We start from the raw sequence: 15,492 nt of genomic DNA, 5'->3' as shown, positions 1-15,492 counted from the left end.
TTTTTTAGCAATCACCTTTCAATACAGCACTTCAGGCTTGCTTCTGTTTGTTGTGCAGCGTTTGCGTCTGGGGCACCGATCCTGCTCTCTGATTTCTCAGGTATTCAGCGGCGATTGCGGGGTGTCCGGGTTGAGTTGCTGCCGCCGGAACTGACCCGGTGGCTGTCCGTGAATCTGGCGAAAACGCCTGGAAAAATAAGCCTCGTCGGCAAAGCCGCACAACCTCGCCACTTCGCCCACCGGACGGGTGCCGTTGAGCAAATAATTGCGTGCGGCATGCATTCTGCGTTCGAGCACCAGTTCGGTGAACGTCTTGCCGATCTCCTTGCGCAGCCAGTGGGTGAGGTAGGTCGGTGACAGGTAAGTCGCGGCGGCAACCTTGATCAGGTTGAGGTCGGGATCGGCGATGTTTTTCCGCAGGTACTCGGACATTCTGCCCAGCGCATCACGCCGGCTGACTTCCGCCGCGTTCTCTTCGGCCAAGCGCTTGAGTGGCTCGGCGTACACGGCGCAGACGCTGCCGATCAGCTGCAACAACAAGCCCTTGAGCATTTCGCGAGTACCGAACTGGCGGTTCTCATCCAGGGCGCGCATCTGCGTGATCAACGCGCATACCTTGGCGAAATCTTCGTCGCCGAGGATGAAGTCCAGATGTTCCTGAAAGCGGAACGGCGACAGCTCGGGCGCTAGCAGGATCGAAACCTCTTCCAGATCCATGGGGTCGCACTGCAAGTGTGGCAGCAGGAAGGTCTGGGAGAAGTTGATTACGATGAAATTGCTCTGTGCCGGATGCGGAATCACATGCACTCGGTGGGGCAGGATGAAGGCCAGGGTGTTGCGCGGAAATGGACGCTCGACATTGCCGATGTGCTGCACGGTGTCGCCGCCGAGGTTGATCTGGATCTGGAAATATTCGTGGCGATGAGGGCTGGTTTCGGCGCGTCGCCCTTTTTTGTCGCGGATGTAGAAGTCTGTCAATTCGCTGCGTTGCTGCATGACGTAGGTGGGGACTCGGTTCGGCACTGACATCTCCAGGGAATCCTCTACAGGTACTCATGGCGGGATTGTGACCAAGGACTTGGCGCCTTTACAACTAGTTATACGATGACGTTGAGCTGAGCAGATTTTTTTGGCTGAAGAGGGCGAGGCTGCTTGTCCAAAAAACTATGAGCACCGACTTCTCATATTTTCACTGAAAAAACAGCTGGTTATGCGAGACAAAACTGCTGAAGGAAATTGTTACGTTCGCGATTTTTCTTGGACAGGTTTGTTGTTGGTTGTTTTTGGAGGAGAAAACGATCTAACGCATCAATTGATTTTGCCAGGTTGTACGACCACTGTTGGGCAACGCAGCCCGACTCAGTCCAAAAACAACCCAAGGTGCGCACATCATGAATCTGTTCCCATTTCTCCCGGACCCTTGCGTCTTCCAGCCCGCACGCTGCTGTTGCCTGGGTTTTCCGAGCGTCTGACGCCGGCCATTCAAGCCCACTCAATCTGTGATGTTCCTGCCCCGGATACCCGAGGGCAATGGCTTTTGCCTGCTCGCCAATAACTCGACTCTATCTAACAATAACGAGGTCCATCCATGTCGAATTCACACACCTCCCAAACGACCGCGCCACCAGGCCTCGCCCGCGCGCGGGACGCCGTGGTGCCCGAGCGCCTGCCGTCGCGGCGGCGCTGGTTCATGCTCTCGTTGCTGTTGATCGCGACGATCATCAACTACATCGACCGGGTGAACATCTCGATCGCCGCGCCTTTCCTGGCCAAGGATCTTGGTCTGGACAAGATCGAAATGGGCCTGATCTTTTCCGCATTCGCCTGGACCTACGCGCTGGCCCTGGTGCCCGCTGGTTTCATTGCCGATCGCTTCGGCTCACGGTTTACCTATGGGGTGTCGCTGATCAGTTGGTCGACCGTCACCGTCTGCCAGGGCTTTGCCACGGGATTCGCTTCGCTGTTCGGCTTGCGCCTGGCCGTCGGTGCGATGGAGGCTCCGGCATTTCCGGCCAACAGCCGGGCGGTCACGGTGTGGTTCCCGGCGCGGGAACGAGGCTTGGCCAGCAGCATCTATGTGTGTGGCCAGTATTTGGGTACGGCGCTGTTTACCGGTGCGCTGTTATGGTTGGCGACGACCTACGATTGGCGACACGTTTTCTACAGCACCGGTGCACTCGGTATCGTCTTTGGTATTGCCTGGCTGTACCTGTATCGCGACCCGATGAACTGCAAGAAAGTCAGCAAGGAAGAGCTCAAGTACATCGAAGCCGGAGGAGGGCTGGTCAAGAGCAGCCAGGAGCGTACTCGCTTCAACTGGCGGCAGATCGCCGAGCTGTTCAGCTATCGGCAAGTCTGGGCGATTTGCATTGGCAAGTTCGCCAGCACCTCGGCGCTGTACTTCTTCCTCACCTGGTTCCCGACGTACCTGATCGAAGAACGACAACTGACCATGATCAAGGCCGGGATCTTCGCCGTGCTGCCGTTCGTGGGCGCGACGGTGGGCATTCTGCTTGCCGGGATCATTTCCGACCTGCTGATCCGCCGCGGTTATTCGCTGTCGTTTGCCCGCAAGTTGCCTTTGGTGGTCGGATCGATGCTGGGCATGTCCATCGTCCTGGTGAATTTCACTGATTCGAACGTGATCTGCATCGCCGTGTTGACCATCGCCTTCTTTGCCCAAGGCATTGCTTCCTCCTCCTGGGCTGCCGTATCGGAAGTGGCCCCCAAGGAACTGATCGGACTGACCGGCGGGGTCACCAGCCTGGCCGCCAACATCGGCGGCATCGTCACTCCCATCGTGATTGGTGCAATCGTCCACAAGACCGGCTCGTTTGCCTTGGCCTTCTGGTTTATCGGTGGCGTGGCGCTGATCGGCACCTTGTCTTATTCGCTGCTGCTCGGGCGTTTGTATCGCATCGAACTCAAGGCCCGCTGAACACAGGAAAAAACTGTTTTTCTCCAATACGAGGCGGCATTCGTCCAACTTCACTGGGAATTGCCGCCGTACGCTGATGCTTCCACGAGGACTTTTGACAGGATGAACATGCCCGAATACGTCTTTACGCCGGACCTTCCCGTAACCCTGCCGGTGGTCGGCACTGAGCAGCGTTTCCCCGTCGGCCGGGTTTTCTGTGTCGGTCGCAATTATCCCTGGCCGGACGCCCAGGGCCAGGACCGGCTGCCTCCGGTGTTTTTCATGAAACCCTCGACCTGCGTCATCGACGCGGTCGGTGAGTGAGGCGCCTTTTTTCCTACCGTGACAGAAGCATTTGTTCATGAAATCGAATTGGTCGTCGCCATTGGCGAGGGCGGGGCGAATATCCCGCAAAGCCAGGCGCTCGCGTATGTCTGGGGCTATGCCGCTGGGCTTGACCTGACCCGGCGCGATGTCCAGTTGGCGGCCAAGCGCAATGGCCTGCCGTGGGAAGGGGCGAAGGTGTTCGACGGCGCCGCGCCGATGACTGCCGTCGTGCCGGTCGCCCGGGCGGGTCATCCCGATGGTGAACTGTGGCTGAACGTGAATGGCCAGGAGCGCCAGCGCGACAGCCTGGACAATCAGATCTGGTCGGTCAGCGAGATGATCAGCAGGATTTCCCAGTCGGTGGCGCTGCGGGCCGGCGACCTGATCATGACGGGCAGCCCGGCTGGCGTCGATGTGTTGCAACCGGGCGACGTGATCACGGCCGGCATCGATGGCATCGGGCAATTGGAGATGCGCGTCGGCCCGCGACCATGACCTCACGCATCTCATACTGATTCGATAAAAGGAAACGCACGTCATGACAAACAGTTTGAAAGTGGCGCTGGTCACCGGCGCGGGCAGCGGGATCGGGCGCGCCGTGGCCTTGGGCCTGTTGCAGGATGGCTATACGCTGGTGTTGGCCGGGCGCCGTCCGGAACCGTTGCTGGCATTGGTCGAACTCGCGGCCTGCGAGGGACGCGAGGCGCTGGCGGTGCCCACCGACGTGCGTGACCCGGCCAGCGTCGATGCACTGTTTGCAGCCATCAACGAGGCCTATGGGCGTCTGGACGTGATGTTCAACAACGCTGGGGTCAACGCACCCGCCGTGCCGTTGGACGAGCTGACGTTCGAGCAATGGCGAAACGTAATCGACACCAACCTCAACGGGGTCTTTCTCTGTGCCCGTGGCGCCTTCGGCCTGATGCGCCGACAGCAGCCCCAGGGCGGCCGCATCATCAATAACGGTTCGATCTCGGCCCATACCCCGAGACCTTTCAGCAGCGCCTATACCGCCAGCAAGCATGCGGTGTTGGGGCTGACCAAATCCCTGGCACTGGACGGGCGCGAATACAACATAGCCTGCAGCCAGATCGACATCGGCAACGCCCTCACGGAGATGTCCGAGCGGATGACCCGAGGTGTACGCCAGGCCAACGGCAGCATCGCCGTGGAGCCCATGGTCGACGTCAAGCATGTGGCCGATGCCGTGCGCTACATCGCGGGCCTGCCGCTGTCGGCCAACGTCCTGAACATGACCGTCATGGCCACCGCCATGCCTTTTGCCGGCCGCGGTTGAGCCGGCGTTTTCATTCGTTACGCGAGGTTTAAATGAAGCCAGAAATTCTCCAGCTCAGCCCGATCCTGATCCCGGAAATCAATGCCCGGCTCAACGAGCTGTTCACGGTCCGGCGCTATTTCGAACAGGCGGATAAACCCGCCTATCTGCAAACCTATGGTGGCAATATTCGCGGCGTGATTACCGGCGGGCACACCGGCATCAGCCAGGCGCTCATGGCGCAATTGCCCAGGCTGGAAATCGTCGCGGTCAACGGCGTGGGCACCGATGCGGTGGACCTGGCCTACGCCCGTGATCGTGGCATACGCGTGACCGCCACCGTCGGTGCGCTGACCGAAGATGTCGCCGACCTGGCGATCGGTTTGTTGATTGCCGTGTGCCGTGGCCTGTGCACCGGGGATCGTTACGTGCGCTCGGGCCAATGGCCCCACAGCCCGACGCCGCTGGCGCCGTTGCCATTGGCCCGGCAAGTGTCCGGCATGCGCATCGGCATCGTCGGCATGGGCCGCGTCGGCCGCGCCGTGGCAACCCGAGCCGCCGCATTCGGGTGCCCGATCCGTTACACCGACCTGCAACCCATGAGCGATGTCAGTCACACCTTCGTTGCCGATCTCAAGCAACTGGCGAGCGAAAGCGATGCATTGATTCTCGCCGCAGCCGCCGACAAAGGTGAAGCGATCATCAATGCCGAGGTGTTGCGTGCCTTGGGCAAGGGCGGTTACCTGATCAACGTGGCCCGCGGCAAACTGGTCAACGAGCCGGACCTGGTAGCCGCCCTGGCCGCCGGTGACATTGCCGGTGCCGCGCTGGATGTGTTTGTCGATGAGCCGAACGTGCCTGAAGCGTTGTTTGGTAACGAGCAAGTGGTGCTGCAACCGCACAGGGCGAGCGCGACGCTGCAGACCCGCACGCGAATGGGCGAAATGGTGGTGGCGAGCCTGGTGGACAGTTTTGCTGGAAAAGTCCCTCAGGGGTGCGTGACGGGTTGACGAGCGGGGCGCATCGGAAAGGCATTCATGGAGATGCGCTTGCGTCAGGCGTATCCAGGTGGGAACCGCATTGCGAAATGGAATCGCGGGGTTCCCACAATGGAGCTTACATTCGCCAACAAACAAAAGTTGTTAAAAAACATCTGCTGATCAAGGGACACGGGCCATCGTCGATCCACGCGAAGTCAGGATGATACGCACCGCCATGATCACCCCGACAAGCACCGCAGCAAGCCCCGACATTTCCAGAAGCGTCGGCAGCCGGCCATGAAACCACAAGCCAAGCAGTGTCGCGAACAGCGACTCCAGGGCGATCAATTGCCCGGAAAGCACCATGGGCAGGCGCCGGGACGCGGCGTTCCAGGCCCAGGCGCCGACGAGGGATGACATCAGCGCAATAACGAAACTCCAGAGGTACAAGTGCCCTGCAACGGAAAGACTGAAACCCACGCGCGGCAGTTCGAGCAGGTCGAACGCTTGTATCGTCGGTAACAGGCACACGGTGCCGATTCCCGCGCCTGCCATCATGAGGCCTGTCCATACGCCCGAGGCGTTGGGCGATAGGTTCAACAAGGCGCGTTGATTCAACCAACTGAACGCGAGCCACAAGCTCACGGCACCGATAGAAAACAGCAAACCCATCAGCCAGGATCCCTGGTTTGCAACGGGTTGATGGACAGCGCCGAGATTGGACAGCAGCAGGCCCACGGTCAGAAAAACCAATGGGATCGCCAGTTTGCGCCACTGAAGGGTTTTGGTCGTGGCGTTGCCCAGCAGTGCCAGCAGGACCGGCACCATGCCAATAAAGGCCGGGGTCAGCACCGGCCCACCGAAAATGATACCGGCGGCGATGCACGCGCTGTAGCCGAGATAGCCGATCACACCCAGGCCTGCGGCCAGGAGCATCTGATCGAGGCACAGGAGCCGAAGTCGGGCCCGGTAGAGCAGCACGACACCCAGGCCCAGCGCTCCGGCGATCAGGAATCTTACGATCATCAAATCATAGATTGTGTAGGCCCCGGTGACGTAGGGCGCAATGAAGTTCAGCGCCCAGCTCAGCGTCGCGACTACCGCGAGGGCCAATCCGACGATGAGGCTCGAGTGGACCCGCATCATCAGTCGTGCCCGCCGACATATCGCCCATTGAGCAACGACTGCCTTGGTTCAGTACAACCCTTGCAGCGAATCCGCGTAGCTTCTATAAAATCCTGCGTTGACATCGCGTTCTTCTCGACCGTCGTTGGGCCCTGGATGTTTGACAGCAGCGGGGGCTGGAGGAAATGCCCAAGGAAGTTTGGGTAATAATGCCTGAAGCGTGGTTCAAGAAGGCGGATGAGCAGGTGTAACCGTCACCGGCGATTGACGTCCAAATCCGTTAACGACGATGTACAGCAATGGACCGATTGATACAAAGATGGCCGTGACCACGATGTAAGGTAGCAACGATACGAGCGATTTGCCTCTTGCGCATGTGTCCCGGTACATCCAGATGCATGCCATGCAGGCGAGCAGATAAAGGTCGATGACTACTTGCGCGGTGTCTGGGCTGGACATGAGTCTGACGCCGAATGCCCAGAGCGATTGCTCGGCTAGCAACAATGCGCACGCCGTGTAAACGGAAAAAAACAGCAGCGTAACAAGTGCGATATAAGGCTTCTTCACTTTGCCTCCCGGGACAGGTTCGTTGATCAGGGAGGCAGCCTAGTGAGTTGACCATCATGGTTTCAATGACCTCCGAGGTCATCGACGCCGCCCACCTGCAATGCCAGAGTCAATGGATGACCAATCGACCCATTTCCCGAGCAACGCCGCCAACTTCAGCCGGTGCGCAACTGCGTCACTTGCGCCAACAGGCCGGACTGAGTCAATTGGATTGCGCACTGATAACAGGGATATCTCAGCGTCACCTGAGCTGCATCGAGACGGGGCGCGCCAAACCAAGCCCTGGCACTCTGCATAACTTATTGACTGCCCTGGACGTACCTTTGGAGCAATGCAACGGCATCTTCCTCGCCAGCGGCTACGCCCCTCGCTACGAAACGACGCCGCTCACATCATCGACAATGGAAGTGGTACGTGATGCCATTGATCACATCCTCCATGCCAATAATCCCGCGCCGGCGATTGTCCTGAGTGCTCAATGGGAGATCCTTGCAGCCAACGCCAGCGCGGGTATCCTGTTCGATCTGGTGGGTCTTGCCAGGGATGTCGCAGATGGACTCAATCTCTTGGTGACGCTGCTGCAGCCCGGCGGCTTGGGCGACCATCTGAGCAACGCCGAGGAAATAAGATTAGTGGCATGGCAACGGGCCTCTCGGGAAGCCTTGAACAATCCTGCGCTGGCTGGGATTCTGAAGAGCCTGCCGACTCCATACAGCGCTGGGGCGCTGGCTGACGATCTGCCTCCGTTGTTGCTGACGCAGGTCGAGTCGCCCCATGGCGAGCTGACGTTCATGTCGACATTCACTACCTTCGGTATGCCGCTCGACATCACGATGAGCTCGTTGCGTATCGAACATCTCATTCCTGCCGACGCCAAGACCTGGGAGGTCATGACCAAGGCGTACGAGCAGACGCAACGCTAACAAGTCAGGGAAGAAAACATGCAACCGACACTCAATCTCAACTTTCAAAAAATGCACGCCAATGGCGACGATTTCGTCATCGTCGATTCGCGAAACTCGCCCAGTCCGATGACCAGTGCGATGGCGCGGCGGATGGGGGATCGGAACCGCGGCGTGGGCTTCAATCAACTCGCGGTGCTGCTCGATTGTGACGATGCCGATGCGCGGGTGATGTTCTGGAACGCAGATGGCTCCGCGCTGGATGTTTGTGGCAGCGCGACGCGCGGGGCGGCGGACCTGCTCATGCGCGAAGCCAGTGTTGCTTCGATAGCGCTACGCACCAATCGCGGTCTGCTGACTTGCGAGCGGATGCCAAGCGGCGATATCTCCGTCGACATGGGCGTGCCGCTTTGCGGCTGGGCGGACATCCCCCTGTCGCAGGACCTGGACTCCGCTGTTCTGCCCCTTGCCGGTAGTCCAGCGGCGTGCAGCATGGGCAACCCGCATTGCACTTATTTTGTCGACGACCTGGCTGACGTTGATATCGCCACGATCGGACCGGCCATCGAAACCCACCCGCTATTTCCACTCAAGACCAACGTTCATTTCGTCCAGGTCGTTGAGCGCACGCATATCCGGTTGCGCATCTGGGAGCGCGGGGCGGGCATCGCGCTGGGTTCAGGTTCTTGCTCATGCGGCGCGGTTGTCAACGGAATCCGTCGTGGACTGCTGGACAGTACCGTCGAAGTTGAATGTGATGGCGGAAACGTGACGGTGCAATGGGACGGCGTAGGTTCGGTCTTTCTGATCGGGCCGGTGGAGGCAAGTTTCTCAGGGACGATGAGTTATCGCTGAGTCGATAAGAATCCAGCCCTGGCGTGGTAGATATTAGTGCTTCACTTTCCAAAACTCGAAGCCACGGCCAGTGGGCCTGATAACTTTTCGCTTTCTCAACGAACAAATCCGGTTGAGAGTATCCCTTTGTAAAATCGATCCTGGCTGGCGCCTGACCTTACCTCAACTGCAAGTTTCGAACAGGAACACCCATGAATTTCTTCAAGAAGCTCTTCGGTTCATCAAAAGCCCCTGAAACCCAGGACGCGCAGCCAACGCCGCAAACCCACGAGCTCGGCGACCTGACCGAGGCAGAAGCAGCCAATCTCGCCATCCGGGAAGCGGGTGAAGCGTGCCTGGATCGTCATTGGCGGGCTGTCGGCACCGTCGAGCGGGATGTTCTTGCCTATATGATCAGTCCAACCTTTTCCGGTGGCCCTTACTGGCCCTCCACCCGCCAGGCCTACCGCGTGGTTCGCCGTGGCGAGGCGATCATCCTCGCCACTGAAGGCCTGTCGGATCCGTTCGATGATACGGAAGGAATGGGCAACGGTTTCGAAATGGAGCTGTTCGTCGAAACTGCGGATATACCCGAGCACGCCCATGGCCCCGTGGGTGAGGTCGATCCTTTCAAGCGCAGTTGGGCATTCGAGCTTGTGGAGCATGTTGCCAGGACGGTCGCCGACGCCGGCGGCATCACGCACCAGCTTGATCAGTACGGGGCGCTGTCCCTGGAGATTCCCGGGTTCAGCCAATCGCACCATATGAGCGAGCAACTGCCCAAGCTCTTCGTAACGGATGATGATTCCACTGGGGTTCTGCTGGGAGCCCCGGAGCCGGATTTCTCTACCCGAGTGGAGGACATGCCCTTGTCGCCGGTCAGATTGGTGCCGGTGGTGTTGATCACCGCGGCGGAGTTGGAGTACGTGCGTTCCGGTGGGCGAGCGGCGCGGGAGGATCTGGTGAGCCGTTTGCAGGAGGCGGGCATCGGACATATGAGCAGCCTGCATCGGGCGAGCGTGGTGTGAGTCGGATGGGCCCGGAACAAAAGATTGAAGTCGCTTATTGACATATCTAAAAATCTCGATATCCTCAGCGTCATGGAATTGATCGAAATATTCAAAGCGCTCTCGAACCCTACACGCCTTCAGATCCTGAAAGGTCTGAAGGATCCCGCAAAGAACTTCCCTCCGCAGGATGAAGGTGACGTTCATACGGTGGGAGTCTGCGTCAGCAGTATTCAAGAAGGTATCGGACTGTCGCAGTCTACGGTGTCCGGTTATCTTGCGACGCTGCAACGAGTGGGGTTGGTCGAGGTCAGGCGCATCGGTCAGTGGACTTACTACAAGCGCAATGAAGCAGCCATCAGCGCGCTTGCGGAGATCATAGGGACAGAACTGTAATTTTTTTGCCGTAATATATCGAGATATCTCGATATCCCTTTTTATCGATACGAGGATTTTGCAATGAAAGCGATGGTACTCAAGTCATTTGGCGGGTCGGGTTCGTTCGAGCTTCGCGATGTGCCCAAGCCTGTGCCGCAGACAGGACAAGTCCTGGTCCGGGTCCATGCAACCTCCATCAATCCGTTGGATTACCAGGTTCGACGCGGCGATTATCCCGACCTGGTGCAACTGCCGGCCATTACCGGCCACGATGTATCGGGCGTTGTCGAAGAAGTGGGGCCGGGAGTGACAAACTTCGCTCCGGGCGATGAGGTCTGGTACACCCCGCAAATATTCGACGGGCCAGGCAGTTATGCCGAGTACCACGTCGCAGCCGAAAGCATCGTCGGGAAGAAGCCCGCCTCGCTGAGCCATCTTGAGGCGGCGAGCCTGACCCTGGTTGGCGGGACGGTATGGGAAGCCTTGATCGTGCGTGCGGCGCTCAGAGTGGGAGAAAGCATTCTGATACACGGCGGCGCGGGAGGCGTCGGCCATGTGGCGATCCAGTTGGCAAAAGCCATGGGAGCACAGGTGTTCACCACCGTGCGCGAGGCAAACGCCGAGTTCGCGCGCAGCATGGGTGCCGATGTGATCATCGACTACGAAAAACAGGATTATGTCGAAGCCGTCATGCGAGAAACGGCTGGCCGCGGCGTGGATGTCGTGTTCGACACCATCGGCGGCAACACATTGTCACGCAGCCCTGACGTGCTCGCACAACTTGGCCGCGTCGTCACGATCGTCGACATTTCACAGCCACAGAACGTCGTTCAGGCCTGGGGCAAGAACGCGAGTTATCACTTCGTTTTCACCAGACAGAACCGCGGCAAACTCGATGAGTTGAGCGCATTGGTAGCGCGAGGTCTGCTGCGGCCACACATCGGCGCCGTCTATTCGCTGGCCGACATCGGGCTCGCCCATGCCCGGCTGGAGAGTCCAAACAATGGCCTTCGAGGAAAAATCGCGATCGCAGTCGAGCCGTCGCTCATCGCGTAATGCGCTCTTTCAACCGCTTGAATCATTTTCGAGGAACGCCATGATTTACGAGATCGCTCTGCTCCCGGTTCGCAAAGAACGCATTGAAATGTTCAGACGAGCATTTGCCGAGGTCGCCCCTTTGCTCACCCGAGCAAAGGGCTACGGCGGCCATTTGCTGGCGCAAGGGATTGAAACCCCCGAGCAATTCAACCTGATCGTGCGATGGCAATCACTTGAGCATCACACACCGGGGTTCGAAGAAAGTGAAGACCACCGTCTGTTCATGCTGGGCTTGGAGGAATACTTTTCTGAAGAGCCGAGGGTCTACCACATCGAGGGGGCGGCTTTTTTTATCGGTGAAGGTGCTGATCCAGGCGGCGCCGTCAGCCGGGGAATCTAAGCCGATCCTCATTCTCCCGAGTGTCCGGTCCTTTCAGCCCGACCCATCCGACAATCCAATCGCGCATTCTCACGTGACGCGGGATAATACGGCTCAGCTTGGGGTCACAAGCGTTTCCCCCCTCGTTGGGATTGGCGGTTGAGCAAGGATCGAAGGCAATGACAGATTGGCTCCAGAGCTACGGAGAAATGGCTGAACGGGTCCGCCGCCATGACTGGGACAGCACGCCACTCGGGCCGCCCGCGCAATGGCCCGATGTGCTGAAGACGACCGTGGCGCTGAGCCTGGCTTCGCATTTCCCTCAGGCCATCGTCTGGGGACCGGACTTGATCACGTTATACAACGATGCGTTCATGCCCATTCTCGGCAGGAAACCCGAGGCGCTGGGGCGGCCGTTCAATGAGGTCTGGCGGGAGGCCTGGAGCGAGATCGGCCCTATCGTGCGGGCGGCTTTTGATGGGCAGGCGACTTTTATCGAGAACTTTCCCCTGGTGATCGAGCGCGGTGGTGGTCCTGAACAGGCCTATTTCACCTTTTGCTACAGCCCTATCCGCGACCAGTTCGGCAAAGTGGTGGGCATGCTCGACACGGTTACCGAAACCACCGCGACCGTATTCATGACCCAGCGTCTGGCGGTGCTCGATGCAATCGGCAGCGCCGTGGCGAATGCCACCGATCCACAGGCGATCATGGCGACCACCGCCCGGATCCTGGCGGCGCACCTCAACCTGTCCAACTGCGCGTACGCAGACATGGACGAAGACGAGGACGGCTTTACGATTCGCGGCGATTGGGCCCGTGCCGGGTCGCCGAGTATCGTCGGGCACTACCGACTGGCGGATTTCGGTCGGCTGGCGGTCGCCAACCTGGGGGCGGGCAAGCCGCTGGTGATCAATGACAACCTGGCGGAGCTGGCACCGGAGGAGGCGGCAGCGTTCCAGTCGATCGGTATTGCGGCGACCATTTGTGTTCCGTTGATCAAGAATGGCCGGTTGACCGCCCTGATGGCCATCCACGATAAAACGCCCCGGATCTGGTCGTCCAACGACCTCGCGCTGCTGCTGGAGGTCACCGAGCGATCCTGGGCGCACATCGAACGTGCTCGGGCGGACGCGGCCGTGCGTGAAGGCCTCGCCGCCCTGGCCGAACTGAACGCAACGCTGGAGCAACGGGTCGAGGAGCGCACTACACGATTGAGGCAGACCGAAGCGGCGCTGCACCAGTCGCAGAAACTCGAAGCCATCGGCCAGCTCACCGGCGGCGTGGCCCACGATTTCAACAATCTGCTGACAATCATCCGCTCCTCTGTGGACTTCCTGCGCATGCCCAACCTGTCCGATGAACGCCGGCAACGCTACATGACCGCCGTTTCCGAGACGGTGGAACGTGCTTCGAAGCTGACCAGCCAACTCCTGGCGTTTGCCCGGCGCCAGCCGTTGACGCCGGAAATCATCGACGTGCGCAAGCAGGTACGGAGCCTCGGCGACATGCTGGAGACCGTGACCGGGGCGCGTATTCACGTCAAGGTCGAACTGTGCGAGCAGCCCTGTTACATCCGCGCCGACCTGAGCCAGTTCGAAACGGCGTTGATCAACATGGCCCTGAACGCCCGGGACGCGATGAACGGCCAGGGAACGCTGTGGCTACGGCTCAATTGCGGTGCAGGCATGCCGCCGATCCGCGGCCATGCCGGGGCAGGGCAGGCATTTGCCGCGATTGCCCTGGAAGACACCGGCACGGGCATTGCGCCGGAGGCACTTGAACACATCTTCGAACCGTTCTTCACCACCAAGGAAGTGGGCAAGGGAACGGGGTTGGGATTGTCCCAGGTGTTCGGTTTCGCAAAACAGTCCGGTGGCAATGTCGATGTCTCGACCGTGGTCGGAAAGGGCAGCGTATTCACCTTGTATCTTCCGGAGGTGGAGCCCGAGGAGCAGCATGAACCCGAGGGAGAGGAAAGCTCTCTGCTGGTGCTGGAAAAAGGCCGGCGCCGGGTATTGGTCGTGGAGGACAATCTGGAGGTGGGGCGCTTTGCCAACCAGATCCTGCAAGACCTGGGATACGAAACGGCCTGGGCGACCAATGCCGAACAGGCGCTGGAAATGGTCGGCCCGGATGCGATGGCGTTCGACGCGATATTTTCCGATGTGGTCATGCCGGGCATCAGTGGCATTGCCCTTGCCAGACAACTGCGCCAGCGCCGCAAGGATCTGCCGGTGGTGCTGACCTCCGGCTACAGCGAGGAGCTGGCCCACAGCGGGCATGAAGGTTTCGCGTTTTTGTCCAAGCCTTACTCCGCCGATCAGGTTTCCCGGGTTTTAAACCAGACGCTGTTGGGCTCGGAGTGAGTTGTTTCGGTTTTGAAACAACGCTTACCCGTTCGTCGGCGAGGCGGTCCCTTGAATCATTGGTCTGTTGATGACCGGCTAGTCTCAATTTGAAGGTCGGTATTTCCAGGCAATTGAGTGTTGCCGGTATCGGCCTCGATGAGAGGGGAAAAATGCGATGGGAGCACCGTACAGCGAGGAGAACGGAGCCGCGTATCCGATCAATGAAGGGCTGCAGTGTGGGCAATCGGCCTATCGGTCGGATTTTGGCGACGAGCCAATCAAGTCAATCCGGACCAGGGTGGCCAAGGTGCCGCGGGGCGAGAAGGCCAAGTTCTTGCCCAGAGTCCCGATCAGCAGATAACCGCTGTGGGGGGGTATGCTCGCGCTCGGGCGCGATGGGATTGCGGTGCAATCCAGCGGGAGCAAGCTCCCTCGCCACGGGAATTCCGGCGTTTGTATAAATATTTTTTTATCTTTTTTCGACTGACGTTTTCTTTCACGTTTCTTTCACAAGCAGGCGCGTAGTCTGAGCTCATCCGTTAGAAAGCAGTACCTGCCCGTTTCCCCAGCGGGCTTTTTTTTGCCTGTCATAAAACTACCCCTGCGTTTGTTGTCGAACCGTCATGGCTGACACGGTTTGGCGTACACTCGCGCCAGCGCGCACCGGCCATCTCTCCCCGATGCGGCATTCTTGAGGTTTTTATCATGCGTTTGACTTTGTCCACCTTGGTGCTTGGGCTTGTGGTCGCTCAGGGCGCGATGGCCGCTGGCGACGGTACCGCTGCGGTTGGCGGTGGCTTGGGCGGTGTTCTGGGGAACGTGGTCGGCCAGCAGATGGGCGGCAGCACAGGCGCGGCGATTGGCGCCGGTGTCGGCGGTGCAGCCGGCAGTGCGGTCGGGGCTCGCAAGGGCAGCCGTACGGAAGCGGCCATCGGTGGTGGTCTGGGATCGGCCGGTGGTTCGATTGTTGGCAACCGCCTGGGCGGGTCCACGGGCTCGACCATCGGCGCGGGCGTCGGTGGGGCCGCGGGCGGCGCCTTGGGCAGCAACCTGTCCAACGACAACGACGGACATTCGAAGAGCAAGAAACACAAGCACAAGAGAAAGCATCGCTGAGCGAATGCATGCATGAAAAAACCCGGCCCCGTGCCGGGTTTTTTCATATTGGCTATTTCCCGGAACGTTTACCTCGTCATCACCTCGAATTGATACATCCACTTGCATTGTGAGGTATGCCATGACCCCGGAAACCGAAGGCAAGGAAGAAAAAGGCCCCTCGGGCGTCCCGTTCATCAATGATCCGGGTGTCAACGACCCGGGCAACGAAGATCCCGGTTCCCTGATGGATGACGCCCAGGTGCCCTTGATCGAGGATGAAGAGACCGAAGTTGAGGATGAATCCTACGATTGA

Annotated in this window: 15 protein-coding genes and 1 pseudogene; 13 read left to right on the top strand and 3 right to left on the bottom strand. The window is 59.3% G+C overall.

Features of this window, described 5'->3' with window-relative positions:
- Positions 1-96 precede the first annotated feature (96 nt).
- A complete protein-coding gene (locus PSH78_RS18420; protein ID WP_305496011.1) occupies positions 97-1,029 on the bottom strand; it encodes an AraC family transcriptional regulator in 933 nt (310 codons plus the stop codon).
- Between the two features lie 559 nt (positions 1,030-1,588).
- On the opposite strand from PSH78_RS18420, the gene PSH78_RS18415 reads away from it, so the two are divergent.
- From PSH78_RS18415 to PSH78_RS18400, 4 genes and pseudogenes are all read left to right on the top strand, one after another.
- Positions 1,589-2,938 (top strand): MFS transporter, encoded by a 1,350-nt coding sequence (locus PSH78_RS18415; RefSeq protein WP_305496010.1) that lies wholly within the window; start codon positions 1,589-1,591, stop codon positions 2,936-2,938.
- Between the two features lie 102 nt (positions 2,939-3,040).
- Positions 3,041-3,739 (top strand): annotated as a pseudogene (locus tag PSH78_RS18410) (fumarylacetoacetate hydrolase family protein).
- 43 nt (positions 3,740-3,782) lie between these two features.
- Positions 3,783-4,541: an SDR family oxidoreductase gene (locus tag PSH78_RS18405; protein WP_305496009.1), complete on the top strand. Its 759-nt coding sequence runs from the start codon at positions 3,783-3,785 to the stop codon at positions 4,539-4,541.
- A 32-nt stretch (positions 4,542-4,573) separates the two neighbouring features.
- Entirely contained in the window at positions 4,574-5,530 is a 957-nt protein-coding gene (locus tag PSH78_RS18400; RefSeq protein WP_305496008.1) for a 2-hydroxyacid dehydrogenase, read from the top strand.
- A gap of 150 nt (positions 5,531-5,680) precedes the next feature.
- Here PSH78_RS18400 and PSH78_RS18395 read toward each other — a convergent pair whose 3' ends face one another.
- On the bottom strand, positions 5,681-6,646 hold the full coding sequence (locus PSH78_RS18395; protein WP_305496007.1) for a DMT family transporter: 966 nt from the start codon (positions 6,644-6,646) through the stop codon (positions 5,681-5,683).
- A gap of 204 nt (positions 6,647-6,850) precedes the next feature.
- A complete protein-coding gene (locus PSH78_RS18390) occupies positions 6,851-7,192 on the bottom strand; it encodes a DUF2834 domain-containing protein (RefSeq protein ID WP_305496006.1) in 342 nt (113 codons plus the stop codon).
- Positions 7,193-7,308: 116 nt separating this feature from the next.
- On the opposite strand from PSH78_RS18390, the gene PSH78_RS18385 reads away from it, so the two are divergent.
- The 9 genes from PSH78_RS18385 (at position 7,309) to PSH78_RS18345 (ending at position 15,492) form a co-directional block, all read left to right on the top strand.
- Complete coding sequence (locus PSH78_RS18385; protein ID WP_305501317.1) at positions 7,309-8,115, top strand: helix-turn-helix domain-containing protein; 807 nt, start codon at positions 7,309-7,311, stop codon at positions 8,113-8,115.
- Between the two features lie 18 nt (positions 8,116-8,133).
- Positions 8,134-8,949, top strand: coding sequence for a diaminopimelate epimerase (gene dapF, locus PSH78_RS18380; RefSeq protein ID WP_305496005.1), 816 nt, complete (start codon positions 8,134-8,136; stop codon positions 8,947-8,949).
- A 191-nt stretch (positions 8,950-9,140) separates the two neighbouring features.
- Positions 9,141-9,956, top strand: coding sequence for a suppressor of fused domain protein (locus PSH78_RS18375; RefSeq protein ID WP_305496004.1), 816 nt, complete (start codon positions 9,141-9,143; stop codon positions 9,954-9,956).
- Between the two features lie 72 nt (positions 9,957-10,028).
- Positions 10,029-10,331 carry a helix-turn-helix transcriptional regulator gene (locus tag PSH78_RS18370; protein WP_305501316.1) on the top strand — a complete coding sequence of 101 codons (303 nt, stop codon included), beginning with the start codon at positions 10,029-10,031 and terminating at the stop codon, positions 10,329-10,331.
- Positions 10,332-10,394: 63 nt separating this feature from the next.
- Complete coding sequence (locus tag PSH78_RS18365; RefSeq protein ID WP_305496003.1) at positions 10,395-11,369, top strand: zinc-dependent alcohol dehydrogenase family protein; 975 nt, start codon at positions 10,395-10,397, stop codon at positions 11,367-11,369.
- A 40-nt stretch (positions 11,370-11,409) separates the two neighbouring features.
- Complete coding sequence (locus tag PSH78_RS18360; RefSeq protein WP_305496002.1) at positions 11,410-11,751, top strand: antibiotic biosynthesis monooxygenase; 342 nt, start codon at positions 11,410-11,412, stop codon at positions 11,749-11,751.
- A gap of 158 nt (positions 11,752-11,909) precedes the next feature.
- Positions 11,910-14,099 carry a response regulator gene (locus PSH78_RS18355; RefSeq protein WP_305496001.1) on the top strand — a complete coding sequence of 730 codons (2,190 nt, stop codon included), beginning with the start codon at positions 11,910-11,912 and terminating at the stop codon, positions 14,097-14,099.
- Positions 14,100-14,786: 687 nt separating this feature from the next.
- Positions 14,787-15,197: a glycine zipper domain-containing protein gene (locus PSH78_RS18350; protein ID WP_305496000.1), complete on the top strand. Its 411-nt coding sequence runs from the start codon at positions 14,787-14,789 to the stop codon at positions 15,195-15,197.
- Positions 15,198-15,318: 121 nt separating this feature from the next.
- Positions 15,319-15,492 (top strand): hypothetical protein, encoded by a 174-nt coding sequence (locus PSH78_RS18345; RefSeq protein WP_305495999.1) that lies wholly within the window; start codon positions 15,319-15,321, stop codon positions 15,490-15,492.

This window comes from Pseudomonas sp. FP198, assembly GCF_030687895.1.
GTDB lineage: Bacteria > Pseudomonadota > Gammaproteobacteria > Pseudomonadales > Pseudomonadaceae > Aquipseudomonas.
Note: the sequence above shows the minus strand (reverse complement) of the source record. Positions and strands in the feature narration are given on the sequence as shown.

Bases quoted from the DNA above. Each gene is read 5' to 3' on its own strand.
- PSH78_RS18420 (WP_305496011.1), bottom strand. From the start codon at position 1,029: ATGTCAGTGCCGAACCGAGTCCCCACCTACGTCATGCAGCAACGCAGC.
- PSH78_RS18415 (WP_305496010.1), top strand. From the start codon at position 1,589: ATGTCGAATTCACACACCTCCCAAACGACCGCGCCACCAGGCCTCGCC.
- PSH78_RS18405 (WP_305496009.1), top strand. From the start codon at position 3,783: ATGACAAACAGTTTGAAAGTGGCGCTGGTCACCGGCGCGGGCAGCGGG.
- PSH78_RS18400 (WP_305496008.1), top strand. From the start codon at position 4,574: ATGAAGCCAGAAATTCTCCAGCTCAGCCCGATCCTGATCCCGGAAATC.
- PSH78_RS18395 (WP_305496007.1), bottom strand. From the start codon at position 6,646: ATGATGCGGGTCCACTCGAGCCTCATCGTCGGATTGGCCCTCGCGGTA.
- PSH78_RS18385 (WP_305501317.1), top strand. From the start codon at position 7,309: ATGACCAATCGACCCATTTCCCGAGCAACGCCGCCAACTTCAGCCGGT.
- dapF (WP_305496005.1), top strand. From the start codon at position 8,134: ATGCAACCGACACTCAATCTCAACTTTCAAAAAATGCACGCCAATGGC.
- PSH78_RS18375 (WP_305496004.1), top strand. From the start codon at position 9,141: ATGAATTTCTTCAAGAAGCTCTTCGGTTCATCAAAAGCCCCTGAAACC.
- PSH78_RS18370 (WP_305501316.1), top strand. From the start codon at position 10,029: ATGGAATTGATCGAAATATTCAAAGCGCTCTCGAACCCTACACGCCTT.
- PSH78_RS18365 (WP_305496003.1), top strand. From the start codon at position 10,395: ATGAAAGCGATGGTACTCAAGTCATTTGGCGGGTCGGGTTCGTTCGAG.
- PSH78_RS18360 (WP_305496002.1), top strand. From the start codon at position 11,410: ATGATTTACGAGATCGCTCTGCTCCCGGTTCGCAAAGAACGCATTGAA.
- PSH78_RS18355 (WP_305496001.1), top strand. From the start codon at position 11,910: ATGACAGATTGGCTCCAGAGCTACGGAGAAATGGCTGAACGGGTCCGC.
- PSH78_RS18350 (WP_305496000.1), top strand. From the start codon at position 14,787: ATGCGTTTGACTTTGTCCACCTTGGTGCTTGGGCTTGTGGTCGCTCAG.
- PSH78_RS18345 (WP_305495999.1), top strand. From the start codon at position 15,319: ATGACCCCGGAAACCGAAGGCAAGGAAGAAAAAGGCCCCTCGGGCGTC.